The organism is Providencia sp. PROV188 (assembly GCF_027595165.1).
GTDB classification, from domain to species: domain Bacteria; phylum Pseudomonadota; class Gammaproteobacteria; order Enterobacterales; family Enterobacteriaceae; genus Providencia; species Providencia lanzhouensis.
On the sequence record NZ_CP097291.1, the window covers coordinates 1,242,367 to 1,267,842 of the forward strand.

The window sequence follows — 25,476 nt, forward strand, 5'->3', positions numbered from 1 at the left end:
GAAAGCGGGTAGGATGGTGTAGAAGAAGGGATAATAATGAGGCTCCCCGAAGGAAGCCTCATTTTAATTAGTACATGACTTTTTTGCCGTAGCTTTCGAGGATGCTTTTTACTCTTTCCATCACTTCTTTTGACGGTGGTCTCACGCCATCAAGTTTGTATTCTTCACCCATGGTTTCCCATTTGTGTTTACCCAGCTCATGGTAAGGGAGCAGTTCAATTTTCTCGATATTATCCATATCTTTGACAAATTCACCGAGCATATGGACTGAGTGGTCATCGTCACTCCAGCCTGGGACAACGACATAGCGGATCCAGGTTTTTTGATTGCGCTTAGCGAGGTAGCGAGCAAATTCTAAGGTGCGATGATTGGAAACACCCACGAGTTTTTGGTGGATCTCATCATTAAGCTGTTTTAAGTCAAGCATGACAAGATCAGTGACTTCCATCAGCTCATCAATGACGGGGTCATAACGACGAACAAATCCATTAGTGTCTAAACAGGTATGGATGTTTTCTTTTTTACAAGCGCGGAACCAATCACGGACAAAATCAGCCTGTAAAATAGCTTCACCACCAGATGCGGTTACACCACCACCTGTAGCGTTCATAAAATGGCGATAAGTGACGGCTTCTTTCATTAATTCATCAACAGTGACCATGTTACCGGTATGGGTATCCCATGTATCACGATTATGGCAATACAGGCAGCGCATTAGGCAGCCTTGAAAGAAGACAATAAAGCGGATCCCTGGTCCGTCGACGGTACCACAGGATTCGAAGGAGTGAATTCGCCCAAACGTCGCAGGTGGCGAGGTGGTCGAAATTTCAGTCGTTGGAATAGTCTTTTGCGTTGTTGACATAGCAGGAACTCACAGAATGTAGAATTATAATTTGTTATCTTTGACTAAGATAGAAAGGCCCCAATGGGAGGGGCCTTTTATTTATTTTACGTTATAGAATCTTAGCAAAGTCTTACAGAGTACTGGTGAAAGTACGAGTAATAACGTCTTGCTGCTGTTCTTTAGTCAGAGAGTTAAAGCGCACTGCATATCCTGATACACGGATAGTCAGCTGCGGATATTTCTCTGGGTTTTCCATTGCGTCTAACAGCATTTCGCGGTTCATAACGTTCACGTTTAAGTGCTGACCACCCTCGATAGAGGATTCATGGTGGAAGTAACCATCCATCAGACCCGCTAAGTTAGTTTTACGCACTTCGTCGTCTTTACCTAATGCATTTGGAACGATAGAGAAGGTATAAGAAATACCATCTTTCGCGTAAGCAAACGGCAGTTTAGCCACTGAAGTCAGTGATGCAACCGCACCTTTTTGGTCACGGCCGTGCATTGGGTTAGCGCCTGGTCCGAATGGAGCGCCAGCACGACGACCATCAGGGGTGTTACCTGTTTTCTTACCATACACAACGTTAGAAGTGATGGTCAGAACTGACTGAGTTGGAACCGCGTTACGGTAAGTAGGCAGTTTCTGGATTTTCTTCATGAAACGTTCTACTAAGTCACAAGCGATATCATCAACACGTGGGTCGTTGTTACCAAATTGTGGGTATTCACCTTCGATTTCGAAGTCGATAGCAATACCATCTTCGTCACGAATTGGTTTAACTTTTGCGTATTTGATAGCAGACAGTGAGTCAGCTGCAACAGATAGACCTGCGATACCACATGCCATTGTACGGTAAACATCACGGTCATGAAGTGCCATCAGTGCTGCTTCATAGCTGTATTTATCGTGCATGAAGTGGATGCAGTTCAGCGCAGTGACGTACTGAGTTGCTAACCAATCCATAAAGTGGTCCATTTTGTCCATCACGGTATCGAAATCAAGAACTTCGTCCATGATTGGAGCATGTTTAGGACCGACTTGCATTTTCAGTTTTTCGTCCACACCACCGTTGATGGTGTACAGCATAGTTTTCGCTAAGTTTGCACGAGCACCGAAGAACTGCATTTGTTTACCAACAATCATTGGGCTCACGCAACATGCGATTGCGTAGTCATCATTGTTGAAGTCAGGACGCATTAAGTCATCGTTTTCATACTGTACAGATGAAGTATCGATAGACACTTTTGCTGCGAACTTTTTGAAGTTCATTGGCAGTTTTTCTGACCACAGGATAGTCATGTTAGGCTCTGGAGATGGGCCCATGGTATACAGTGTGTTCAGGAAACGGAAAGTGTTTTTAGTCACCATAGTACGGCCATCAAGACCCATACCAGCCAGTGATTCTGTTGCCCAGATTGGGTCACCAGAGAACAGCTCATCGTATTCAGGAGTACGTAAGAAACGAACCATACGCAGTTTCATGACTAAATGGTCAATCAGTTCTTGCGCTTGTTCTTCTGTGATTTTACCTGCTTCTAAGTCACGTTGGATGTACACGTCTAAGAACGTAGATACACGACCAAATGACATCGCTGCACCGTTTTGAGATTTAACAGCGGCTAAGTAACCGAAGTAAGTCCATTGAACAGCTTCTTGTGCGTTAGTTGCAGGACCGGAGATGTCGTAGCCATATTTAGCAGCCATCTCTTTGATTTGACCCAGTGCACGGTGCTGTTCAGCAATTTCTTCGCGCAGTTGGATAGTCATTTGCAGGTCTTCACCTTTCTCTAATCTTTCTTGCAGAGAGGTGAATTGGTTGAACTTGTCTTTCATCAGGAAATCAATACCGTACAGCGCAACGCGACGGTAGTCACCGATGATACGACCACGACCATAAGCATCTGGTAAACCGGTTAAGATACCGGATTTACGGCATTTTAAGATGTCTGGAGTATAAACATCGAAAACACCTTGGTTATGGGTTTTACGGTATTCTGTGAAGATTTTTTTCAGGCTAGGATCTAAAGTACGATCGTAAGCTTTACATGAACCTTCAACCATTTTGATACCACCGAACGGGATAAGACCACGTTTCAGAGGTGCGTCAGTTTGTAAACCAACGATAGTTTCTAAGTCTTTGCTAATGTAACCTGCATCATGGGAAGTGATTGTTGATGCAACGTCTGTATCAAAATCAACTGGCGCGTGAGTGCGGTTTTCGATTTTGATCCCTTCCATGACTTTTTCCCACAGCTTATCAGTCGCTGGAGTAGAGCCTGCTAAGAAAGATTCATCACCTTCATACGGAGTATAGTTTTTCTGAATAAAGTCACGGACGTTGACGTTATTCTGCCAGTCACCTTGGCTAAAACCTTGCCATGCTAAAGCGAATTTTTCATTTAATTCGGACATGATACTTTTACCTTTTAACAATGGATCTTTGAGGGATCTTAATAAATCTTTGTGTACTTGTAATACCGAGTATATTAACCAATTTCGATTAATGTTTTTCGCTATTACGTAGATGCATTAACCAGTAAATTAGGCCGACTAACACTGCGCCGCCAATAATATTTCCGATAGTTACTGGTATTAAGTTTTCGGTAATAAAGTTTCCAACTGTTAAGTTAGAAAATTGTTCTGGTGCCATGTTGATATTTGACCAAAATTCAACAGGGGCGAATTCTTTAATCATGATAGCTAGAGGGATCATAAACATATTTGCAATGCTATGTTCAAAGCCACTAGCAACAAACATTGCGATTGGCAGAACTAATACTACCAGCTTGTCAGTTAGGCTACGACCGGCATAGCTCATCCAAACTGCTAAGCAAACCATTAAGTTAGCTAAAATACCTAAAAAGACAGCTTCAACAAAAGTATGGTGCAACTTGTAGTTAGCCGTTTGAAGAACGTTTAACCCCCATTGCCCATTCGCCGCAGCATATTGGCCTGCAAACCAAATAATAGCGACAAAAAACAGTGCGCCAATTAAGTTGCCAATATAAACGTTGAACCAATTGAGGAACATTTTTCCCCAAGTAATTTTGCCTGTTGCTTTAGATACGATGGTAAGAACAGTGGATGTAAATAAGTCAGCACCGCATACAACAACTAACATTAGTCCAAGGGAGAAGCAGATACCGCCAATCAGTTTAGTAAAACCGTAAGGAGCACTTGCTGCACCTGTCGTTGCAGTGATATAGAAAACGAAAGCGATAGAGATAAAGATACCAGCAGTGAATGCTGACAAGTAGGTAATAGCTGGGTGTTTGTTCGTTTTATAAACACCTGCATCATCAGCAACTTGCGCCATGACAGCAGGAGATAATAAATTAAAAGGGTTGTCAGCTTTCATACTAACACTCTCTTACAAAGTTGATTAATTATAGCACGCAATTATAGTAACAAACGGGTGTGACGATAAATTTGATGTGGATCATGAAGTGTTGAGAGAACGGGGTGGAAACAGTATAAAAAACGTCAAAATTTCATCTAATTATTTGATTTTAAAATGAAAAATATTTTTTAAATTTTATAAAAAAATTTTATAAAACAGCTCAAAACGCTCTCGATAAGTAAAATGTTACAGATGATTGTTAATGAATTTCGATAATTATTATGTGATTGAAATTAAATATTGCTTAAGTAAAGATAAAAGCCCAGAGGCTTTTATCTCAAATCATCTTAAACCCCCACCAAGCCTATGGATTTGGTGGGAGGTTTTCTAATTAAGCATTAGCACGCTTCGCTTTTTGTAGCTTTTCGTAAGCTGCTAAAAGCCCTTGATGAGCAGGTAATGCTTTGAGCTCTTCATCAATTGACCATAATCCGTAGAAGCTTGATTCACCCGCAATTGCTGCTGACGCCGCATCTACCGCCTCTTGACCATACATACGGACAAAAGCTTGATAGTATTGAGCTGGCTCTCTTTCTTCTTCTTGGGAAAGTAGCAGCAGAGTATGTAAGCAGCGGTAGTAGTTAGCGCGTTCTGGCGTGAATACGGAACTATTGAAGTCTTGTGTCCATTCAACCCAAGCCAATGCTTGTTCAAGGTCTCCACCCGCTAAGGCTAACATTGATTTCAATTCGCCAATACGTAGATTGCTCCAGCCATTATCTTTACCAACAGCCAAACCTAATAGTTCGCGCACACGGGTAAAGTCATCTAATCCGTCATCATCTAACTGTTCAATGAGAGCAAGATAATCTTCTTTTTCCCACTGACTATCAGGGAGGGACATAATGGTGTCGCGAAGGTAAGCACCCATTGCATTGTTGGCAATATGCAAATCTTCTACAGGATAGATATCTGACATACCTGGCACCAAGATACGGCAGGCATACACACCTAAATGGCTGTAATCTGCGATATACACTTCTGCGTCAAGTTTGTTGAAGATTGCCATTAACGTTGCAAATTCTTCTGTCGTGGTGCCTTTAAAGCTCCAATCTGCAAATGGATAATCCGCATCGTCTTTAAACATATCCCAGCTAATTAAACCGCTAGAATCGATAAAGTGGGTTTCTAAGTTTGTGTGCTCACCGACTTCTTCATCATCAAAGGTTGGGGCGTTAAACACGTCCAAATCTTTCAGTCCACGACCTTGCAGCAATTCTGTGACTGTACGCTCTAAGGCAACACCAAAATCAGGGTGCGCGCCGAAAGAGGCAAAGCAAGTCCCGTTCTGTGGGTTAAACAGCACCACACAGATGACTGGAAATTGGCCACCCAAAGAGGCGTCGTAACAGAAGATAGGGAAGCCTTCGTTTTCCAACGTTTCAATCGCTGCAACGACACCAGGGTAGCGAGCCATCACATCGGTAGGGATCGTTGGTAAACTAATGCTTTCGGCAATAATTTTATTTTTAACAAAGCGCTCAAACACTTCGGATAACCCTTGTACACGAGCCTCGTTTGCTGTGTTTCCGGCTGACATTCCATTAGACACATACAAGTTGCCGACGATATTCATTGGAATATAGACGGTGCTGTTGTCAGATTGGCGTGTGAATGGCAGGGCGCAAATACCGCGTTCTTCATTACCTGATTGCAGGTCAATCAGCTGGCTTCCTGCGAGTGCATTGTCAGGATCATAGAAAGCAACCAAGCGCTCATCCAGCAAACCTGCTGGCAGACTATCATCTTCAGTTAACGGGAACCATTTCTCATTAGGATAATGAACGAAATCCCCCTCAGCGATGGATTTACCTAAATAGAAATCTGCGAAGAAATAGTTGGTGGATAAACGCTCAAAATATTCACCGAGAGCAGAGGCTAAAGCCGCTTTTTTACTTGCGCCTTTACCGTTGGTAAAGCACAGCGGGCACTCTTTGTCACGAATATGAACGGACCAAACATTTGGAACCGGATTCAGCCAAGAGGCTTCTTCGATATCGAATCCTAAATTTTTCAGTTTGGTTTGGAATGCATCAATGGAGTCTTCGAGTGCGGCATCTTTGCCGGGAATAAATGTTTGGCTCATTGTCAGTCACTTGTAAATGGCTTGTTTCAGATAGCCGCTATGATACGGACTTTTTGCCTAGTGCTCACGCTTTTTATTCAAGACAGAAAAATAGCGAAAAATTAAAATTTACTAAAATGACAAAGTCGATCACAAAACTCTCAGATTAAATCCACATAATAACGTGAGTTTATTTTTAATATTATGCTCGTTAATTTTAGTTAAAGGAAAATAGGATGAAAAACCGAAATAAAGCGCTGTTAGCCACACTGGTTTCACTGTTTGCCGCATCAGCATTTGCACAACCGAATATTATGGTGCTGGCAACGGGCGGAACCATTGCGGGTGGTGGAGAATCAGCAACAGGTTCAAGCTACCAAGCTGGGAAAGTAGGAATTGACTCTTTACTTAATGCGGTACCGGAGACTAAAAAAATTGCTAACCTGAGTGGTGAGCAGCTGGTGAATATCGGTTCTCAAGATATGAATGATCAAGTTTGGTTAACTCTCGCAAAAAAAATTAATCAAGATTGCAATAAAACCGATGGTTTTGTGATTACCCATGGTACTGACACCATGGAGGAAACGGCCTTTTTCCTTGATTTAACCACGGCCTGTAAAAAGCCGATTGTGATGGTGGGGGCAATGCGTCCTTCCACGGCTTTGGGCGCTGACGGCCCATTGAACTTATACAATGCCGTCGTATTAGCATCTGATAAATCAGCGGGAGAGCGTGGCGTGTTGATGGCGATGAATGACAAAGTGATCCAAGGTCGCAATGTTATGAAAATGAGCACAACAGAAGTTCAAGCCTTTGATGCTGTGAATGCGGGGGCAGAAGGCTATATTCATGATGGTAAGGTTACCTATTATCAAGCGCCTCAGCCGCGTGGGGATAAACCTGTTTTTGATGTGAGCAAATTAGATAAATTACCGGAAGTGGGCATTGTCTATAACTATGCGAATGCATCTTCAGCACCAGTAAAAGCACTGCGAGAAGAAGGTGTTAAAGGTATAGTGAGTGCCGGTGTTGGTAACGGGAATATGTATAAAACTATTTTTGATGCATTAGCTAATGCAGCGAAAGAGGATGTTGTCGTGGTGCGTTCTAGTCGGGTACCGACAGGCTATACAACGCGAAATGCAGAAGTGAATGATAACGAATATGGATTTGTGGCATCTGAAAGATTGAATCCACAAAAATCTCGTGTGTTACTGCAATTAGCATTAACACAAACGAAAGATCCGAAAAAAATCCAAGAGATGTTTGAACAATATTAATATTTAATAATAGGCGGCAGAGATGTCGCCTTTATTCTATTTTTATTACGTATAAGCCGTGTTCTTTTGGGGATGAGTTAATTTGTATAATCAAAATAACTCGACAATAAATACCTATAAATAAGGTAAATCAGTTATTATCGAGCAATTCTATATCATCTATTTAACAAATTTAATTATAAAGAACCCACGTCAGGTGTTTGAGCTTCTGGTTTTCCTTGTTTGGATTTTTCTTTAAATACGGCAACATTACCTTCTGATTTAACCGCAGATTTGACTTCTGCTAAACCAGAAAAAATTCCGCCTTTTTTGATGGATAAATTTGAATAGCGAATCGTGCCGTAGATTTCACCATTAGTATCAATACTAATGGTTTCTGAAATACATTCCCCTTCCACTTTACCGTTTACCCACAACTCATTGCTGGTGATATTGCCGGTAACTTGACCATTTTGCATGATTTTAACGGTATTATTTTTACCAGCAATGTTGCCAATGACTGTGCCATAGATATGAACCTGTTCATTGGAGGTAATATTACCTTCAAATACAACATCTTTGGCGATGATAGTATTGGTTTTTTCTTCGCTGATCATTGGTGACGATACTTGCATTTTTTCCTCAGCAATTTGCTGCATGATTTCTTCTTTATTGATAGTGGGAGTGGGTTCTGGTTTGCTTTGTTTTTTATTGAACATGCGACTAACCTTTTTGTAATTGAAGTATAAAACTAAACAAATGATCGAAGATATAAAGGCAACGGATGCCACGATGGTATATCTAAAAAACCACGCTATCAAAGTAAGAAACCAGAAGAAAAAACTTATGTTCAAAAACAGATATGTTTTCTTCATTCCTTAATCTCTTACACACAAATTTGATAATTAGTATAAATTAAAATAGCACATAACAAATTAAAGAATAGAGGATGATTTTGGTTTTATCTGAAGAAATGAAACTATGTATTTTTAAAAAATAGTCGCTAATTTTCAGCTAAAGAGCAGAAATAGGGAAATGTTAAGTATGTTCAAATAAAAATACCCACTAATAAACATTAAGTGGGTATAATTAACATTAAATGATTCATTAAATAAAGCGCGCTTTTAGTTATTCGCGCCTGATTAAGTCATTATTTAGCTTCGTGCGCAGCACTATTTTCACGACAATCGCCTTCAGCACAGTGACCGTACAAATATAAACTGTGGTTAGAGAGTTTGATACCGTGACGAGCAGCGATGTCATGCTGACGCTTTTCGATTGATTCGTCAGTGAATTCGATAACCTTACCACAATCTAAACAGATCAAGTGGTCATGGTGGTGTTGCTGAGTTAATTCAAATACGGATTTTCCACCTTCGAAATTGTGACGAGTCACAATACCAGCATCATCAAATTGGTTTAATACGCGGTAAACAGTGGCTAACCCGATTTCTTCACCAATATCAATCAGCTTTTTGTAGAGATCTTCCGCACTGACGTGATGGCACTCAGGCTCCTGAAGTACTTCCAAAATCTTTAATCTTGGAAGAGTGACTTTGAGTCCTGCATTTTTCAATGCTTTATTATTGTCTGTCATGCGGGCTTGTCCTGTATTTTAAATCATAAATTTAACAATAATGAGACGTTTTTAACAAAAATCCAGTTGTCTTCTAAACTGATTTACAATTATAGGCATGGAAAATAAAAATAGAAACCATGCATTGTCTCATTATTTTGATTCGTTCTTAAAAGCGAGTCCATTAGATAGGAAGATTAATCCATCATATCGAATGGTTCCCGCTTTTAATTGACAATCTATGTCATTATTAGCCAAGGATTTCAGCCAGAGACATCTCTTCAGAGATTTGTTTAACCCAAGCGTCAACACGCTCTTCAGTCAGTTCTGGTTGACGATCTTCATCGATAGCAAGACCGATAAAGTGGTTATCGTCCGCCATACCTTTAGAAACTTCAAAGTGGTAGCCTTCAGTTGGCCAATGACCGACGATCACTGCACCACGCGGCTCAATGATGTCACGGATAGTTCCCATCGCATCACAGAAATACTCTGCGTAGTCTTCTTGGTCTCCACAACCAAACAGTGCGACAAGCTTACCGTCAAAATCAATTTCTTCTAATGTTGGGAAGAAATCATCCCAATCACACTGAGCTTCACCGTAGTACCACGTAGGGATGCCAAGAAGTAGGATATCAAACGCTTCGATATCTTCTTTGCTGCATTTAGCAATATCGTGAACTTCTGCAACATCTTTGCCTAATCTTTCTTGGATCATTTTGGCAATATTTTCTGTGTTACCTGTGTCACTTCCGAAGAAAATGCCTATAACTGCCATAAAGTGATTAACCTCTTGTTTTTCTAGTAGAGAGTATAAATTACCGATTCTGCTAGAACTAAAAATAGAACGAAAATAGGTAAAATTTCGCGCCTTATTTTGGCGAAAAAAACAGTGTTAGTCTGTCAAATTTGTGTGATTTACCCAGATACGGCTAGCGATCAATTGTCTCACTAACCTGCTCAAGTTGAGCCATCAAAATTTCTTCAATTAGCTCACTTCGGCTTATGTTTTTCTCTTCAGCTAATTGGTTTAAGACCGCGACAGCGTCTTCATTTAATTTCAGCTCAACTCGACGTAGCCCTTTGACTTTGTCTCGTTTTAGCTGATTTCGCTTATTGATTCGTAATTGTTCATCTCGCGACAACGGGCTAGTTTTTGGTCGCCCAGGCCTGCGTTCTTCTGCGAACAAATCCAGTGTGGTGCGGTCAGTTTGTTCTTTTGCCATATCTACTATTGCTAACGGAAGGGGTGTGCCAGTAATTCAGCGGGCAATGATACCCTAGCTGAACCCCTAGTACCATAGGTGCATACCCCGCTAATTCATCTAATAGATTAAAAAAAAAGCACTTTTAAGAAAAAAGCATCACCCAAAGAGTAAGTGATGCTTTTTTCTTCAGGTTAACGCGTCTGTTGTTGCCATAAATTGGCATAAAGGCCATTCAGTTTTAGAAGGTTCTGATGAGTTTCCGCTTCGGCGACTTCACCATCTCGTATCACGTAAATTTTATCGGCGTTCATAATAGTATTGAGACGATGCGCAATGCTAATCACAGTTCTGCCTTGCGTGATTAACGGCATATTTTTCATGATGGCAGATTCTGATTCGTAATCCAGCGCAGAGGTGGCTTCATCGAGAATTAAAATATCAGGTTCAGTAATTAAGGCTCGAGCAAGAGCAATACGCTGACGTTGACCGCCAGAGAGATTTAACCCTTTTTCAGATAAATGATAATTAAAGTTTTCAGGCAGAGACATAATAAACTCATAGGCTCCAGCCAATTTTGCAGCATGGACTAATTGCTCTTCGCTCGCTTGTGGGTAACTTAATCGGATATTTTCTGCAATTGTTCCTACAAAAAGGGTGCTTTCTTGAAGGACGACACTCATTCGGCAGCGTAACGCGACAGTATCTGTCACCGCTAAATCCATTCCATCCACAATAACTTGCCCATGTTGAGGAATATATAGCCGCTGTAACAATTTGGTGAGGGTGCTTTTTCCTGAACCAGATGGCCCTGTGATACCAATAAATTCCCCGGCTTTGATGGATAACGTCAGGTTACTTAGCACTTCAGGGGTTTCAGGTTGATAGCGAAAGCGGATATTTTGAAACTCAATTTCCCCTTGAATGGTGCTTGAGCTGGCAATGCCTTGTCGTTCATTTTCAATAGGTTTATCAAGAATATCACCAACGCGACGCAGAGAAATAATGGTATGTTGGAAGTCTTGCCAAATTTGAGCAAAGCGTAGAATAGGCTGAGTAACGTGAGCACTTAACATATTGAAAGCGACAAGTTCTCCTGGCGTGATATTTCCAGCCAAAACCTCATTAACGCCAAGCCAGAGTAGAATAGCGGTAGTCACTTTACTAACTAACGTCATTAACTGTGTTGCCACCACACTACGCATGGAAACTTTGAAACCTTGACTCAATTGCTGACTGAGTAATTTTTGCCAACGTTGGAAAAAGTATTTTTCAGTTGCTGTTGTTTTTACGGTTTCGATACCAGTTATTGATTCAGTTAAAAATGTAAGCCCGTTTTCATCGGCTTGGTAGGATTTTTCCGTCTGCTGACGAATGATTGGACCTAATATCATCCACAAAACAAAAAAGACCCCCATAGAGCCTACTAGTGTCCATGTCATCAGGCTGCTATACGAAAATAAGACAGCGATAAAAAGGATGACAAAGATAAAATCAATAAACAGCATCAGTGTTGAGCCAGTCAAAAATTGGCGTATATGGGCTAATTCACGGACACGTGCAATGATTTTACCTGTGGATCTTAATTTAAAGTAATTAAGCGGCAGTGCCATTAAATGACGATAAATTTTTCCCGAAAGTTCAGCACTAATTTGTGTACTTGTATGGCTAAAAACTTTATTACGAATAAAGCTGTAAACAGGTTCTGCAATAGCAATGGCTAATATTCCTAAGGCAATAACATGTAAATTAGGCAAGCTGCGCCCGACAAGCACTTTATCGATTAAGTTTTGAAATAGTAGAGGGCTTACCAGCGCAAAAAATTGCACAATTGCGGCAAGAATAAAGACATTTTTGAGTTTAAAACGTTGGCGAATAATAGATGGAATAAACCAACTGATGCCAAACGCTCTTTTTTGTTCTTTCTCCAACTGCTCTTTAATTAAAATGACGGAGTAATTGTATTCGGTGGATTTATCCCATGATTCCTCACCGTCTCCTTTGGGAGAAATCACGGTGAGTGGTGAATTTTGGGTGATAATATGCCAGCGTTGATTAATCAACACCAAAGCAGGTAATGGAATATCCTGCATCTGTTGTCGAGTGAGAGAAATGAGCTCTGTTTCATAACCAATAATCTGTGCACATTGTCTAATTTCAAAATCTGTGGGGGAGTCATTCTGCATACCAATGGCATGCATTAATTGTTCTTGAGTGACATTTTTTTGAAAATGATTAGCAATCCATATTAAGGCTTCCAAGCCATTGTTATTTTGCTGTTCCATCGATTACTTCTCTCTCATGGCTGTGGCGGTATATTCGTTAATTGGGCTTAATAGGTAGTCAATTAATCGTCGTTTATCTGTTTTTATTTCAGCGACAATAGACAAGCCTGGAGTCATTTCAATTTGCTCGCCTTCCACCAATAGCTGTTTGCTGCTTAAACCAATTTGCGCTAAATAGACGAGACCTAGATTGTCATCTTGCGTGCTATCGCGGGAAATGGACAATACCTCGCCTTCGATAGTCCCATAGCGGGTATAAGGGAAGGCGTCAATTTTGACATCCGCTTTTAAACCTTCTTGAATAAAGCCGATATCTTTATTCAGTATTTTGACTTCAGCTAATTGCACATGATTATTGGGCACAATAACCATCAATTGCTGTGCTGGTTGTAATACAGCTCCAAGGGTATAAACCGCAATTTGTTGCACGGTCCCATCTACTGGAGCACGAATAACTTCAAGCTGATTTCTCTCTTGGTTTTTAATCAATTCCTGTTCAAGAGAAACAAATTTGAATTTAGCTTGCTGATATTTCTCATGCCATTCTTGGTGTTTTTGCGCATTAATCCTATCTTGCTTTTCGAGCAAAGCATGATGTTGGCTATTTAATATAGAGAGTTCGGATTGTTTGGTGGTTTTTTCTTTTCTTGCGAGCAGTAATTCGCGCTCCTGTTCTAAAAATTCTTTTTGACTGATTAACTGTTTTTGACTCAGGGCGGTATGCGCATCGAGCCGTTTTTTAATATTATTCATTAAGATATTGATGTCTTTTAACTCTCGTTCTCTTGCTTGAAAGTTAACGCGATTAAGCTGAATTTCATTGGTTATTTCGTTGAGTAAGGTTTCATACTCTTTTTTAATGGTTTGATAGCTGAGTTGTGCTTGAGTTTGCTCAGCAGCTGATAACTGGCTGTAATAAGCAGAAATTTCAATGGATTGCTGGTTGAGTAGGGCATGGTGGATCATTTCTTCACTGGCGTGAAAGTTTTTTTGGTAGTGCTGACTAAGGATATCTTGGTCTACGCCTAATACTTTAACGCTGAGCAGTGGATCCCCTTGCTTTACCTGTTGCCCATCTTCAACGTGAATTTGCTGTAAGCGGCTTAATTCAAAAGCTTGAATGGTTTGGGTGCGACCCGAAACGATGAGTTTTCCTTGAGTAGTCGCTTGAACATCTAATTTGCCAAAATAAGACCAAGCAATAGCGATAAAAATACCAACACTAATACTGATGGCTATGGTAAATGCCAAATAAGAAGGCGGTGTTTTTAGAATAGCTAAATGTGCAGGTAGAAAACTGTTATAGCGAGAGAGCGCTGGTTTTTTTTTCATGGTTAACATCCGTGTCATTATTTAAGAGACTGCTGAAGCGTCCATAAATGTGTATAGAATTGATTGTTCTCGATTAATTGTTGATGGCTGCCTTGCTCAACAATTTGCCCTTGCTGCATTACGATAATTCTCTGGTGATTACGGATCGTCGAAAGGCGGTGGGCAATAGTAATTACGGTACGTCCTTTGGCTATTTCTTGCATATTTTCTTGGATGATAGCTTGGGATTCATCATCTAAGGCGCTGGTGGCCTCATCGAAAATAATGATTTTCGGATCCGATAACAGTGTTCTGGCAATGGCGATGCGTTGGCGCTGCCCTCCAGAAAGAGAGGAACCGCCTTCGGCTAAGATTGTGTCATAGCCCATTGGTAGTTTAAGGATGAAATCGTGGGCACCCGCCATTTTTGCGGCATTCACAACCTCATCCATCGAGGCATTAGGGCGAGTTTGAGCAATGTTGTCGAAAACAGACTGATGAAATAGAAAATTCTCTTGCAAAACAATACCAATTTGCTGCCTTAGGGAAGCAAGGCTAAGTGCTGTAATTGGTGTTCCATCAAGATAGATTCCCCCTTTTTCTGGGGTGTATAAACGCAAAATTAGCCGAGCGAGAGTACTTTTCCCTGAGCCTGATGTGCCTACAATACCAATGGTTTCCCCGGCTTTTATTGAAAGGTTAAAGTTATTGAGGACGGTCGGCATATTAGGTTGATAACGGAAGCTAATGTTATGCAATTGAATATTGCCACTGAGTCGAGATTCATTTCCTTTTTTGCTCTGTTCTTGCGGAAGATTGATGATTTGAGACAGCTTTTCGACCGCCACTTTGGTACGAATATAATCTCCCCATAATTTCACTAATTTCACGAGGGGTTGGTTTGCATGGTTGACCATCATATGAAAGGCAATGAATTGCCCAATAGTCAATTGCAGTGCAAGAACTTCAGATGCGCCAACCCATAAAATGATAGCGCTCGTCACCTTTTCAATGACCATGACAATATGTTCAGAGCGTGAACTGATTTGCCCAGACACAAAATTGGTTTGGCTCATATCTGCCGTTTGTTTATCCCAACGACGGGTAAAGCTCGGTTCAATGGATAAGCTCTTGGCGGTTTCAATCCCATTAACGCTTTCTGTCAAGAATGAGGTATTCACTGCAATATTGGCAAACTGTTGCTGCGCTGCGGCTTCAATTTTCGGTGTGAGCCACCAAGCAACCAATAAATAACAGGGAATAGAACAGAGGAAAAGTAAGGTGAGGGTGCTGGAAAGCAAGTTCATTACATAGATGAAAACGAACAAGAACAGAACATCGACACACAGAGTGAAAAAGCTACTGGTTAAGAATTCGCGAATAGTTTCCAATTCTTTAACTCGAGTAACAATGGCACCAATTTGTCGATTTTTAAAAAATGAAATAGGCAGGTGCAATAAGTGATTAACTAACTTTAATCCTAACGTCATATCAATTCGATTGACGGTATGATTATAAATATATTCTCGCAGCCCTTTTAAGATGACTTCAATAATCGCCGCGACGATTAAACCGAAAATTAAAACATCCAAGGTTGATAAACTATTATGAATAAGTACCTTATCCATAATAACCTGCATCACAATGGGGGCGGCTAGCGCTAATATTTGTAAAATAAAAGAGAAAACTAATACCCAAGTGATGATTGTACGGTACTTCATAAATTCCGTTTGGAACCATGAAATATCGAATTTTCCTTGTTTAACTTTGACGTGAAGCCAATTCCCATTCCAATTTTTCTGTAGCTCTTCATGGCTCCATATTTCAGGCGCAGGATGACCAAAACGCTGAATGAGTACTTGTTCTTGATTATGATTAGCTAACAGAAAAGCATGACCATTGTTATCATAAAGAATGGTAGGGGATGGTAGTTTTGTGATACTTTTATCGCGCTGATGCTTGTTCTTGCATTTAATCTGATAATTATCTTTTATTGTTTTAATATAATCTTGAATTTGATTTATATTCTCTGTTTTCTGTTTGAAATCATCATAATCAATTTCGCCAGAAAGTTTTGCAATAACGCTAATAAAATATAATGTTGATTGTGTTTTGACACTTTCCATTGTGTATATTCATCATCCTGTATATTTAATAATGTCTGTGTATATATCGATTTGAAAAATATAATTATTTAGTCAAGGTAGATAATACAGTCATCATAATTACAAGTGTATTGAAGTTCGTCTTATTATTTGAATATGAATATATTTAGTGGATGTCTTTTATCCTGATATTGAAGATTTGAATATTCAATATCAGGATTGTGGGAGTCAAGGCGGATAGATTAGTCGTGAATAGCTAAAAATCGGTGAATCGCTCGTAGTACATGCTCCGGCTTTTCGGCATGAACCCAATGCCCAGCATCAGCAACCACCCAAGCTTTGGCTTGAGGAAACTGAGCTGCAATGCTGTCGCGGTACTCGGCTTGAACATAGGGTGAGTTTCCGCCGGGGATCAGTAACACGGGTTTATCCCATGCAGGCACCGTTTTCCACCCGATGATCTTTTCATAGTTAGCTTTGATTGCCGAAAGGTTGAATTTCCACTCACCTTGTTTAAAGGATTTTAGTAAGAATTGAATGACACCTTCTTCGGGAATGAATTTGCGCATAATGCCGCTAGCCTCTTGACGGGTTTTAGCGTGCGCTTGAGTTGTTGCTTCTAGCGCTGCAATAATTTCGTCATGGCGGCGAACGTTGTAAGCGACAGGTGCGATATCGATGGCCACAATTTTTTCGATGAAATCAGGTGCTATTTCACTGGCAGCCATGGCAATTTTTCCACCCATAGAATGTCCAATAAGAATGGCATTGTCGTAACCAAGGGATTTTACGAGTGAAATCACATCTTCGGCCATTTGTTGGTATTCCATTTCGTCAGAACGAAATGAGTCACCATGATTGCGTACATCGATTTGAATAGTATTGAAATAGTTTTGTAAGTCACGACCTAAAACACCTAAATTATTCAGGTCACCAAAGAGTCCATGGATCAAAACGACGGGGGTGACGGTGATCGGATTTTCAGGTTTATGGATTGTATAATTGAGTAATTCGGTCATATTTGGACTACGATTGATGTTGTTTGTCAGATTGAAGACTTATCATGGCATGGTGATGCCAAAAAACCAAATCTGTATAATCATAACAAGGTAACCTACTGAAATCCCATGAAACTTAACTCGTTGTTTGTTTTAAGTTATTGAAATTTTAATTGTTTTGTTTTTTTTAAATCTGGCTTATAATCTGGCGCGAATTTTAGATTAAGAAAGTACTGGGAAAAAATGAAAACGATAGAAGTTGATGAAGAGCTTTACCGCTATATTGCAAGTCACACACAGCATATCGGTGAAAGTGCATCGGATATTTTACGCCGTATGCTAAATTTCAAATCCGCGCAGCAGCCAGTACCCGCAAAAGAAGTGAGTGTAGCACCGTTAGCGTCACAAGATGTGCCGGTGATGAATACCAAGGTGGTTGCTCAAAACCCTGTGAGAGTGATCAGAGAATTATTATTATCTGATGCTTATGCAGAAAAAAATAAGGCAATTGATCGCTTTATGCTAATTCTTTCAACGCTATATAGCTTAGATGCGAAAAGCTTTGAGAGCGCAACAGAATCCATGCATGGTCGTACCCGTGTTTATTTTGCTGGTGATGAGCAAACACTACTGGCTGCGGGCAAGCAATCAAAACCTCGCCATATACCGGGCACGCCGTATTGGGTTATCACCAATACCAACACTAATCGCAAGCGCAGTATGATTGATGCGATTATGCAAGAGATGAACTTCCCAGCGAATGTCATCGAAAAAGTCGGCAATACGATTTAACTTTGGTAAATACTATCTAATCTTAGTAATGCTATCTAACCTTGATAGTCATCTAAACATTGTGAAGTCACTGGTGTTTCACGCTAAGCATCAGTGCTTTGGGAGATAACAAGTGGCAATTCATGAACGAGCAGGGCAGCTTCCATTTCAAAGTGATTTGATTAACGTTGCTCAGTTAACGGCTCAATATTATACCCAACAGCCAGATCCCGATGTGTCTTCTCAGGCCGTCAAGTTTGGGACTTCTGGGCACCGTGGTAGTTCGCTGCGTAACAACTTTAATGAAAATCACATTCTGGCAATCGCTCAAGCGATAGCGGATCTGCGTAAGCAGCAAGGAGTAACAGGACCTTGTTATGTGGGTAAAGATACCCATGCTTTGTCAGAAGCGGCTTTTATGTCGGTGATTGAAGTATTAGCAGCTAACCAAGTTCATGTTATTGTTCAAGAAGATAACGGTTTTACCCCAACTCCGGCTATCTCCCACGCAATTTTAAGCTATAACAATGCACATCAAGATGTTGCCGATGGCATCGTAATTACACCATCCCATAATCCACCAGAAGATGGCGGAATTAAATACAATCCAGCTAACGGTGGTCCTGCAGATACAGATTTAACATCGGTTATTGAGCAGAATGCTAATCAGTTACTTGCAGCCGATCTTGATGGCGTGAAGTGCTTAGATTTTGCTGATGCAATGGCGAGTGGTTTTGTAACAGAACAAGATCTGGTGATGCCATATGTTCGTGCGCTCGGCGAAGTTGTGGATATGCAAGCTATCCAAAAATCAGGATTAAAAATCGGTGTCGACCCTCTGGGTGGTTCCGGTATTGAATACTGGAAAAAAATTGCAGAGTATTATCAATTAGATATTGAAATTGTTAATGACCAGCTAGACCAAACATTCCGCTTTATGCCATTAGACCACGATGGTGTGATCCGCATGGACTGTTCATCTCGTTGGGCGATGGCAGGCTTGCTGGGCATGAAGGAAAAGTTTGATTTAGCATTTGCGAACGATCCGGATTATGATCGCCACGGTATTGTTACCCCAAGCGGGTTAATGAATCCTAACCACTATCTTGCTGTTGCTATTGATTATCTATTCCAGCACCGCCCTCAATGGGGCAAAGAAGTTGCTGTAGGTAAAACGTTAGTTTCCAGCGCCATGATTGACCGTGTTGTTAATGATATTGGCCGTGAACTCATTGAAGTGCCTGTCGGTTTTAAATGGTTTGTGGATGGTTTATTTAACGGCAGCCTTGGTTTTGGTGGTGAAGAGAGTGCTGGTGCTTCATTTTTAAAATTTGATGGCACGCCATGGTCGACGGATAAAGACGGAATTATTTTATGTCTGCTTGCTGCAGAAATTACAGCAGTAACAGGGGAAAACCCTCAGCAGCGTTATAATAAACTCGCTGAAAAATTTGGGGCACCAATCTACAGTCGTATCCAAGCGAAAGCGACCCACGAGCAGAAAGCTAAGTTAAGCAAATTGTCGCCAGAAATGGTATCAGCAGGCACACTTGCGGGTGATAAAATTACTCAGCGTTTAACGGCGGCTCCGGGCAACGGTGCATCAATTGGTGGGTTAAAAATCATGACTGACTATGGTTGGTTTGCCGCTCGCCCATCAGGTACTGAAGAAGCCTACAAAATTTACTGTGAAAGCTTCCGTGGTGAAGAACATCTTCACTTGATTGAGAAAGAAGCGATTGAAATCGTCAGTAAAGTCATTAGCTAATTATTGTCTTTAAAGCGGGTGGTAATCGCCCGCTTTTCATCATTAAATCCCCGACTACAAAATAAATCAGATTCGAGATTTTATCCCCTTTTTAGCACACATTACTTCATAAAATTGCGGTAGCTGATTCTGTGACGCTATTAACAAAATTGTTTTCTTTTTTTACCCTTCAAATTTGACCTTTTGTTTTTGTCATCGATACGTAATAACCGTTGCAGCTAGTGGCACGGAATGATACAACTTTAGGTATCTGAGTGATGTTAACTAACAATATTGAAGGTAGGTAAGGTCAATGAGTCAGGTTTATAATTTTAGCGCAGGGCCGGCAATGTTACCCATTGAAGTCATGCGCCGTGCAGAGCAAGAATTTTGTAACTGGAAAGGTTTAGGGGTTTCTGTGATGGAAGTGAGCCATCGCGGGAAGGATTTTATTGAAGTTGCGAAAGAAGCAGAACAAGATTTACGCGATTTATTAAATATCCCTGATAACTATAAAGTTTTATTCTGTCATGGTGGTGCTCGTGCTCACTTTGCTACACTGCCAATGAACCTGTTAGGCGATAAAACGACAGCTGACTACATTGTCAGTGGCTATTGGTCTGAATCGGCAGCCAAAGAAGCTCAAAAATATTGCACACCGAATGTTATTGATGTCGTTCAAGAAAATAACGGTGTTGTCAGCATCAAACCAATGAGCGAATGGCCATTAAGCAAAGATGCAGCCTATGTTCATTATTGCCCGAATGAAACCATTGGTGGCTTAGCTATCCATGAAGAGCCTGATTTCCCTGCGGACAAAATTATTGTTGCTGACTATTCATCTGCGATTTTATCTAAACCTATCGATGTAAGTCGCTATGGTGTGATTTATGCCGGTGCACAGAAAAATATTGGTCCAGCAGGTTTAACGCTGGTTATCATTCGTGAAGACCTACTAGGCAAAGCTTCACCTCAAACGCCATCTGTTTTCGATTACACGATACTTGCGCAATATGAATCCATGTTCAATACTCCGCCAACTTTTGCTTGGTATTTAGCGGGTATGGTTTTCAAATGGTTAAAAGAGCAAGGCGGATTGCAGGAAATTGCAAAGCGTAACTATGAAAAATCACAGTTACTGTATAGCGCAATTGATGACAGTGAATTCTATATTAACCGCGTCGCGGTAGAAAACCGCTCTTGGATGAACGTACCATTCCAAATGCAAAATCCTGCATTGGATGCAACATTTATCGAAGATGCTAAAAACCAAGGGTTATTATCACTAAAAGGCCACAAGGTTTCAGGCGGAATGCGCGCATCTATTTATAATGCAATGCCGCTGGCGGGTGTTCAGGCGTTAGTCGACTTTATGGCTGATTTTGAACGCCATCATGCCTAATTTATGATGTACTAGTAGTCAAGCCGATTTGCTCAGGAAGAACGAGTCGGCTTATTAATTTAAATAACGATAAAAAAGTAGCAAATCACATCGGAGAAATCACTTTTCATGCAATCCCTGACATTACAACCAATTTCTTCAATTAATGGCACCATTAATCTGCCGGGGTCAAAAAGTGTCTCCAACCGCGCACTTCTATTAGCCGCCATGGCAAAAGGCACCACGGTACTGACTAACTTATTAGACAGTGATGATATTCGCCATATGCTGAATGCATTAAGCCTACTAGGTGTTAAATATCAATTATCTGAAGATAAAACTCGTTGCCAAGTTGAAGGGATAAATGGCTGTTTATCTCATCAAGGTGAGCTTGAGATCTTTTTAGGTAATGCGGGCACCGCGATGCGTCCATTAACAGCAGCACTGTCATTATGCGCAAATAATATTGTGCTGACAGGCGAGCCTAGAATGAAAGAGCGCCCAATCGGTCACTTAGTTGATGCCTTAAGAGAAGGCGGTGCTGATATTGATTATCTTGAACAAGAAAATTACCCTCCGATGCGCTTAAACGGCGGCTTTATCGGTGGGAATATTTCCGTAGATGGCTCAGTTTCTAGCCAATTTTTAACCGCATTACTAATGGCAGCGCCTTTAGCTTCTCAGGACACGGTAATTACTATTGCGGGTGATTTGGTTTCCAAGCCGTATATCGACATTACGCTGGCATTAATGAAAACCTTTGGTGTGGATGTTGAAAATCATCAATACCAAAAATTTGTGATTAAAGGTCAGCAGCAGTATGTATCCCCGGGTGAGTACCTTGTCGAGGGGGATGCGTCTTCCGCTTCCTATTTCCTAGCCGCAGCAGCGATTAAAGGCGGCGTAGTCCGAGTCACTGGGATCGGCCGTAATAGCTTACAGGGTGATACTAAGTTCGCTAACGTTTTGGAAAAAATGGGCGCAATTATCCGCTGGGGGGATGATTACGTTGAATGTGAGCGTGGCACTCTGAACGGCATTGATATGGATATGAACGCTATTCCAGATGCAGCGATGACTATCGGAACGGTCGCTCTATTTGCAAAGGGCGAGACAGTTATTCGTAATATTTATAACTGGCGAGTAAAAGAAACAGATCGCTTATATGCAATGGCGACCGAACTGCGTAAAGTGGGCGCGGAAGTAGAAGAAGGGCATGATTTTATCCGTGTCGTACCACCAGCCCAGATAAAACACGCTGAAATCGAAACCTATAATGACCATCGTATTGCAATGTGCTTTTCATTGGTAGCGCTTTCCGATACCCCTGTGACGATTCTAGATCCGGGTTGTACAGCAAAAACTTTCCCTGATTATTTCCAGCAACTCGCACGATTAAGTCACTAACTGAATTGGATTGGTTGATTAACATCAATGTGTTATCAACCAATTTTTTCCTTTCATTTTCCTTACCTTCATCTATTTTTATTTGTAACAAACTCACCTGCGTATTTCACAATATCGATGAGTAGGTATAATACTCCCACAGATTTTAATTGCGGGTAGCTGAAGCTATTTGCAGGAAAGGAGATTTTTTATGGTGGCTATCGCCCCTGTAATCACCGTTGATGGACCAAGCGGAGCGGGTAAAGGTACTCTTTGCCAAGCATTAGCAAATGAATTTGGATGGCAATTATTAGACTCTGGTGCGATTTACCGCGTATTAGCGTTAGCGGCTCTGCATCACCACGTCGATATTCAATCTGAAGATGCTTTAGTGCCTTTAGCTGCAAATTTAGATGTGCGTTTTGTACCTGAAGAAAATCGTTTAAAAGTTATTCTCGAAGGTGAAGATGTGTCTAATGAAATTAGGCAAGAAACCGTCGGGAACACCGCATCTCAAACAGCCACGTTCCCACGTGTGCGAGAAGCACTGTTAAGACGCCAACGAGCATTTAGAATGATGCCCGGTTTAATCGCTGATGGTCGTGATATGGGTACGGTGGTTTTTCCTGATGCGCCAGTGAAAATTTTTCTGGATGCCTCCGCCGAGGAGCGAGCTCATCGCCGGATGAAGCAGTTGCAGGAGAAAGGGTTTGATGTTAACTTTGAGCGACTTTTGACCGAAATTCAAGAGCGCGATTATCGGGATCGTAACCGTCCGGTTGCTCCTCTTATTGCCGCTAAAGATGCGTTAGTGCTGGATTCCACAAGTATGTCTATTGAGGAAGTTATTGAAAAAGCACGCACCTACGCGAAAAAAATTCTACAATTATCGTGATAATAGGCTTTATTTTAGCTTATAATTAGATAATATACGCAATTACCTCCATGCTGGTTATTTTCTAGCATGGTTAAAACCTTGCGACAAGGAATGTTGTGGGGTATGTGAAACAACCCCATTTGGCGGGATGCTAGATGGACGTTAATATAAGACACTTGAAGATCATTAATATGACTGAATCTTTTGCTCAACTCTTTGAAGAATCCCTGCAGAATATTGAAACTCGTCCTGGTTCTATTGTACGCGGTACAGTAGTTGCTATCGATAAAGACGTAGTCCTGGTAGACGCAGGTCTTAAATCAGAATCTGCTATCCCAGTAGAACAGTTCAAAAATGCTCAGGGTGAGCTGGAAATCCAAGTTGGCGACGAAATCGATGTAGCTCTGGATGCAGTAGAAGATGGTTTCGGTGAAACTATTCTGTCTCGTGAGAAAGCTAAACGTCATGAAGCATGGCTGATGCTGGAAAAAGCTTACGAAGAAGCTGAAACTGTAACTGGTGTTATCAACGGTAAAGTTAAAGGTGGTTTCACTGTAGAACTGAACGGCATTCGTGCTTTCTTACCAGGTTCACTGGTAGATGTACGCCCAGTTCGTGATACTACGCACTTGGAAGGCAAAGAGCTTGAGTTCAAAGTAATCAAGCTGGATCAGAAACGCAACAACGTTGTTGTTTCTCGTCGTGCTGTAATTGAATCTGAAAGCAGCGCTGAGCGCGATCAACTGCTGGAAAACCTGCAAGAAGGCATGGAAGTTAAAGGTATCGTTAAGAACCTTACTGACTACGGTGCATTCGTTGATCTGGGCGGTGTTGACGGCCTGCTGCACATCACTGACATGGCTTGGAAACGTGTTAAACACCCAAGCGAAATCGTCAACGTTGGTGATGAAATCAATGTTAAAGTTCTGAAATTCGACCGTGAGCGCACTCGTGTTTCTCTGGGTCTGAAACAACTGGGCGAAGATCCTTGGGTCGCAATCGCTAAACGTTACCCAGAAGGTACTAAACTGACTGGTCGCGTTACTAACCTGACTGACTACGGTTGCTTCGTAGAAATCGAAGAAGGCGTTGAAGGTCTGGTTCACGTTTCAGAAATGGATTGGACTAACAAAAACATCCACCCATCTAAAGTTGTTAACGTTGGTGATGTTGTTGAAGTTATGGTTCTGGATATCGATGAAGAACGTCGTCGTATCTCCTTAGGCCTGAAACAATGCAAATCTAACCCATGGCAGCAATTCGCTGAGACTCACAACAAAGGCGACCGTGTTGAAGGTAAGATCAAGTCAATCACTGACTTTGGTATCTTCATTGGTCTGGACGGCGGCATCGATGGCCTGGTTCACCTGTCTGACATCTCCTGGAACGTTGCAGGCGAAGAAGCAGTTCGTGACTACAAAAAAGGTGACGAAATCGCAGCTGTTGTTCTGCAAGTCGACGCAGAGCGTGAGCGTATCTCTCTGGGCGTTAAACAGTTAGCTGAAGATCCATTCAACAACTACCTGGCAGCAACCAAGAAAGGCGCAATCGTTACTGGTAAAGTAATCGCAGTTGATGCTAAAGGTGCAACTGTAGAGCTGACTCTGGGCGTTGAAGGTTACCTGCGTGCATCAGAAGCTTCACGTGACCGTGTTGAAGATGCAACTCTGGTTCTGAACGTTGGTGATGATGTTGAAGCTAAATACACTGGTGTTGACCGTAAAAACCGTGTAATCAACCTGTCTGTTCGCGCTAAAGACGAAGCTGATGAGAAAGACGCTGTCGCAGCTGTGAACAAGCAAGAAGATACTGCATTTGGCAACAATGCAATGGCTGAAGCTTTCAAAGCAGCTAAAGGCGAATAATTAAGTGGGGGTAACTTCGGTTACCCCTTTGTATCGGTAGTTTAGGGAGGTACTATGACCAAGTCTGAATTAATTGAAAGACTGGCTAGCCAGCAGTCTCATCTTTCAGCGAAAACCGTTGAGGAAGCTGTAAAGGAAATACTTGAGCATATGGCTGATACGTTAGCTGAAGGCGAGCGTATTGAAGTCCGTGGATTCGGCAGTTTTTCTCTTCACTACCGTGCTCCACGTGTTGGCCGTAACCCAAAAACAGGTGATAAAGTGGAACTGGAAGGTAAATATGTTCCCCACTTTAAACCAGGTAAAGAGTTACGCGACCGTGTAAATATTTACGGCCAATAATCGACTGTAAATCTTAATTATTACTATAAAACAGCGCCTATATTGATATAGCGCTGTT

At 41.3% G+C, this 25,476-nt stretch carries 20 protein-coding genes; 8 read left to right on the forward strand and 12 right to left on the reverse strand.

The annotated features are described in order from the left end of the window. Nucleotides 1–67: 67 nt before the first annotated feature. The 4 genes from pflA to ycaO form a co-directional block, all read right to left on the reverse strand. On the reverse strand, nucleotides 68–862 hold the full coding sequence (pflA, locus tag M5X66_RS05540) for a pyruvate formate lyase 1-activating protein (protein WP_036951813.1): 795 nt from the start codon (nucleotides 860–862) through the stop codon (nucleotides 68–70). A gap of 112 nt (nucleotides 863–974) precedes the next feature. Beyond that, nucleotides 975–3,257, reverse strand: coding sequence for a formate C-acetyltransferase (pflB, locus tag M5X66_RS05545; RefSeq protein ID WP_036951811.1), 2,283 nt, complete (start codon nucleotides 3,255–3,257; stop codon nucleotides 975–977). Nucleotides 3,258–3,345: 88 nt separating this feature from the next. Further along, nucleotides 3,346–4,203, reverse strand: coding sequence for a formate transporter FocA (gene focA / locus M5X66_RS05550; protein WP_036951809.1), 858 nt, complete (start codon nucleotides 4,201–4,203; stop codon nucleotides 3,346–3,348). Between the two features lie 373 nt (nucleotides 4,204–4,576). Continuing rightward, nucleotides 4,577–6,331, reverse strand: coding sequence for a 30S ribosomal protein S12 methylthiotransferase accessory factor YcaO (ycaO, locus tag M5X66_RS05555; protein WP_108478917.1), 1,755 nt, complete (start codon nucleotides 6,329–6,331; stop codon nucleotides 4,577–4,579). A gap of 215 nt (nucleotides 6,332–6,546) precedes the next feature. Between ycaO and ansB the strand changes: the two genes are divergently transcribed. Further along, nucleotides 6,547–7,590 carry an L-asparaginase 2 gene (gene ansB / locus M5X66_RS05560; protein WP_036951803.1) on the forward strand — a complete coding sequence of 348 codons (1,044 nt, stop codon included), beginning with the start codon at nucleotides 6,547–6,549 and terminating at the stop codon, nucleotides 7,588–7,590. 176 nt (nucleotides 7,591–7,766) lie between these two features. Here ansB and M5X66_RS05565 read toward each other — a convergent pair whose 3' ends face one another. The 8 genes from M5X66_RS05565 to ybfF form a co-directional block, all read right to left on the reverse strand. Continuing rightward, nucleotides 7,767–8,288: a bactofilin family protein gene (locus M5X66_RS05565; protein WP_230082503.1), complete on the reverse strand. Its 522-nt coding sequence runs from the start codon at nucleotides 8,286–8,288 to the stop codon at nucleotides 7,767–7,769. 431 nt (nucleotides 8,289–8,719) lie between these two features. Continuing rightward, the gene (fur, locus tag M5X66_RS05570; RefSeq protein WP_036951797.1) at nucleotides 8,720–9,166 is read right to left on the reverse strand and encodes a ferric iron uptake transcriptional regulator; all 447 of its coding nucleotides are present in this window, start codon (nucleotides 9,164–9,166) and stop codon (nucleotides 8,720–8,722) included. A 229-nt stretch (nucleotides 9,167–9,395) separates the two neighbouring features. Continuing rightward, nucleotides 9,396–9,923, reverse strand: coding sequence for a flavodoxin FldA (gene fldA, locus M5X66_RS05575; protein WP_036951795.1), 528 nt, complete (start codon nucleotides 9,921–9,923; stop codon nucleotides 9,396–9,398). A gap of 154 nt (nucleotides 9,924–10,077) precedes the next feature. Continuing rightward, entirely contained in the window at nucleotides 10,078–10,371 is a 294-nt protein-coding gene (gene ybfE / locus M5X66_RS05580) for a LexA regulated protein (protein ID WP_036951793.1), read from the reverse strand. Between the two features lie 173 nt (nucleotides 10,372–10,544). After that, nucleotides 10,545–12,635, reverse strand: a complete 2,091-nt coding sequence (locus M5X66_RS05585; RefSeq protein ID WP_270103924.1) for a type I secretion system permease/ATPase — start codon at nucleotides 12,633–12,635, stop codon at nucleotides 10,545–10,547. Between the two features lie 3 nt (nucleotides 12,636–12,638). Next, nucleotides 12,639–13,967, reverse strand: coding sequence for an HlyD family type I secretion periplasmic adaptor subunit (locus M5X66_RS05590; RefSeq protein WP_230083340.1), 1,329 nt, complete (start codon nucleotides 13,965–13,967; stop codon nucleotides 12,639–12,641). Nucleotides 13,968–13,984: 17 nt separating this feature from the next. Beyond that, nucleotides 13,985–16,072, reverse strand: coding sequence for a peptidase domain-containing ABC transporter (locus M5X66_RS05595; RefSeq protein ID WP_154609466.1), 2,088 nt, complete (start codon nucleotides 16,070–16,072; stop codon nucleotides 13,985–13,987). A gap of 221 nt (nucleotides 16,073–16,293) precedes the next feature. Then, the gene (gene ybfF / locus M5X66_RS05600; RefSeq protein ID WP_270103925.1) at nucleotides 16,294–17,070 is read right to left on the reverse strand and encodes an esterase; all 777 of its coding nucleotides are present in this window, start codon (nucleotides 17,068–17,070) and stop codon (nucleotides 16,294–16,296) included. 222 nt (nucleotides 17,071–17,292) lie between these two features. On the opposite strand from ybfF, the gene seqA reads away from it, so the two are divergent. From seqA to ihfB, 7 genes are all read left to right on the forward strand, one after another. Next, nucleotides 17,293–17,841, forward strand: coding sequence for a replication initiation negative regulator SeqA (gene seqA / locus M5X66_RS05605; protein WP_036951779.1), 549 nt, complete (start codon nucleotides 17,293–17,295; stop codon nucleotides 17,839–17,841). Nucleotides 17,842–17,953: 112 nt separating this feature from the next. Beyond that, a complete protein-coding gene (gene pgm, locus M5X66_RS05610; protein ID WP_270103926.1) occupies nucleotides 17,954–19,588 on the forward strand; it encodes a phosphoglucomutase (alpha-D-glucose-1,6-bisphosphate-dependent) in 1,635 nt (544 codons plus the stop codon). A 292-nt stretch (nucleotides 19,589–19,880) separates the two neighbouring features. Further along, on the forward strand, nucleotides 19,881–20,969 hold the full coding sequence (gene serC, locus M5X66_RS05615) for a 3-phosphoserine/phosphohydroxythreonine transaminase (RefSeq protein ID WP_036951774.1): 1,089 nt from the start codon (nucleotides 19,881–19,883) through the stop codon (nucleotides 20,967–20,969). Between the two features lie 108 nt (nucleotides 20,970–21,077). Next, nucleotides 21,078–22,355 carry a 3-phosphoshikimate 1-carboxyvinyltransferase gene (aroA, locus tag M5X66_RS05620; RefSeq protein ID WP_108478909.1) on the forward strand — a complete coding sequence of 426 codons (1,278 nt, stop codon included), beginning with the start codon at nucleotides 21,078–21,080 and terminating at the stop codon, nucleotides 22,353–22,355. 190 nt (nucleotides 22,356–22,545) lie between these two features. Beyond that, entirely contained in the window at nucleotides 22,546–23,229 is a 684-nt protein-coding gene (gene cmk, locus M5X66_RS05625) for a (d)CMP kinase (RefSeq protein WP_036951769.1), read from the forward strand. Nucleotides 23,230–23,402: 173 nt separating this feature from the next. Then, nucleotides 23,403–25,076 (forward strand): 30S ribosomal protein S1, encoded by a 1,674-nt coding sequence (rpsA, locus tag M5X66_RS05630; protein ID WP_006662163.1) that lies wholly within the window; start codon nucleotides 23,403–23,405, stop codon nucleotides 25,074–25,076. A 54-nt stretch (nucleotides 25,077–25,130) separates the two neighbouring features. Further along, nucleotides 25,131–25,418, forward strand: a complete 288-nt coding sequence (ihfB, locus tag M5X66_RS05635; protein WP_006657810.1) for an integration host factor subunit beta — start codon at nucleotides 25,131–25,133, stop codon at nucleotides 25,416–25,418. The last annotated feature ends 58 nt before the right edge of the window (nucleotides 25,419–25,476 follow it).

Excerpts from the sequence above, each read along its gene's own strand:
- fur (WP_036951797.1), bottom strand. The coding sequence starts at position 9,166 with ATGACAGACAATAATAAAGCATTGAAAAATGCAGGACTCAAAGTCACT.
- cmk (WP_036951769.1), top strand. The coding sequence starts at position 22,546 with ATGGTGGCTATCGCCCCTGTAATCACCGTTGATGGACCAAGCGGAGCG.
- ybfF (WP_270103925.1), bottom strand. The coding sequence starts at position 17,070 with ATGACCGAATTACTCAATTATACAATCCATAAACCTGAAAATCCGATC.
- M5X66_RS05585 (WP_270103924.1), bottom strand. The coding sequence starts at position 12,635 with ATGGAACAGCAAAATAACAATGGCTTGGAAGCCTTAATATGGATTGCT.
- pflB (WP_036951811.1), bottom strand. The coding sequence starts at position 3,257 with ATGTCCGAATTAAATGAAAAATTCGCTTTAGCATGGCAAGGTTTTAGC.
- ycaO (WP_108478917.1), bottom strand. The coding sequence starts at position 6,331 with ATGAGCCAAACATTTATTCCCGGCAAAGATGCCGCACTCGAAGACTCC.
- ihfB (WP_006657810.1), top strand. The coding sequence starts at position 25,131 with ATGACCAAGTCTGAATTAATTGAAAGACTGGCTAGCCAGCAGTCTCAT.
- pflA (WP_036951813.1), bottom strand. The coding sequence starts at position 862 with ATGTCAACAACGCAAAAGACTATTCCAACGACTGAAATTTCGACCACC.
- rpsA (WP_006662163.1), top strand. The coding sequence starts at position 23,403 with ATGACTGAATCTTTTGCTCAACTCTTTGAAGAATCCCTGCAGAATATT.
- M5X66_RS05595 (WP_154609466.1), bottom strand. The coding sequence starts at position 16,072 with ATGGAAAGTGTCAAAACACAATCAACATTATATTTTATTAGCGTTATT.
- fldA (WP_036951795.1), bottom strand. The coding sequence starts at position 9,923 with ATGGCAGTTATAGGCATTTTCTTCGGAAGTGACACAGGTAACACAGAA.
- M5X66_RS05590 (WP_230083340.1), bottom strand. The coding sequence starts at position 13,967 with ATGAAAAAAAAACCAGCGCTCTCTCGCTATAACAGTTTTCTACCTGCA.
- ansB (WP_036951803.1), top strand. The coding sequence starts at position 6,547 with ATGAAAAACCGAAATAAAGCGCTGTTAGCCACACTGGTTTCACTGTTT.
- aroA (WP_108478909.1), top strand. The coding sequence starts at position 21,078 with ATGCAATCCCTGACATTACAACCAATTTCTTCAATTAATGGCACCATT.
- M5X66_RS05565 (WP_230082503.1), bottom strand. The coding sequence starts at position 8,288 with ATGTTCAATAAAAAACAAAGCAAACCAGAACCCACTCCCACTATCAAT.
- focA (WP_036951809.1), bottom strand. The coding sequence starts at position 4,203 with ATGAAAGCTGACAACCCTTTTAATTTATTATCTCCTGCTGTCATGGCG.
- ybfE (WP_036951793.1), bottom strand. The coding sequence starts at position 10,371 with ATGGCAAAAGAACAAACTGACCGCACCACACTGGATTTGTTCGCAGAA.
- seqA (WP_036951779.1), top strand. The coding sequence starts at position 17,293 with ATGAAAACGATAGAAGTTGATGAAGAGCTTTACCGCTATATTGCAAGT.
- serC (WP_036951774.1), top strand. The coding sequence starts at position 19,881 with ATGAGTCAGGTTTATAATTTTAGCGCAGGGCCGGCAATGTTACCCATT.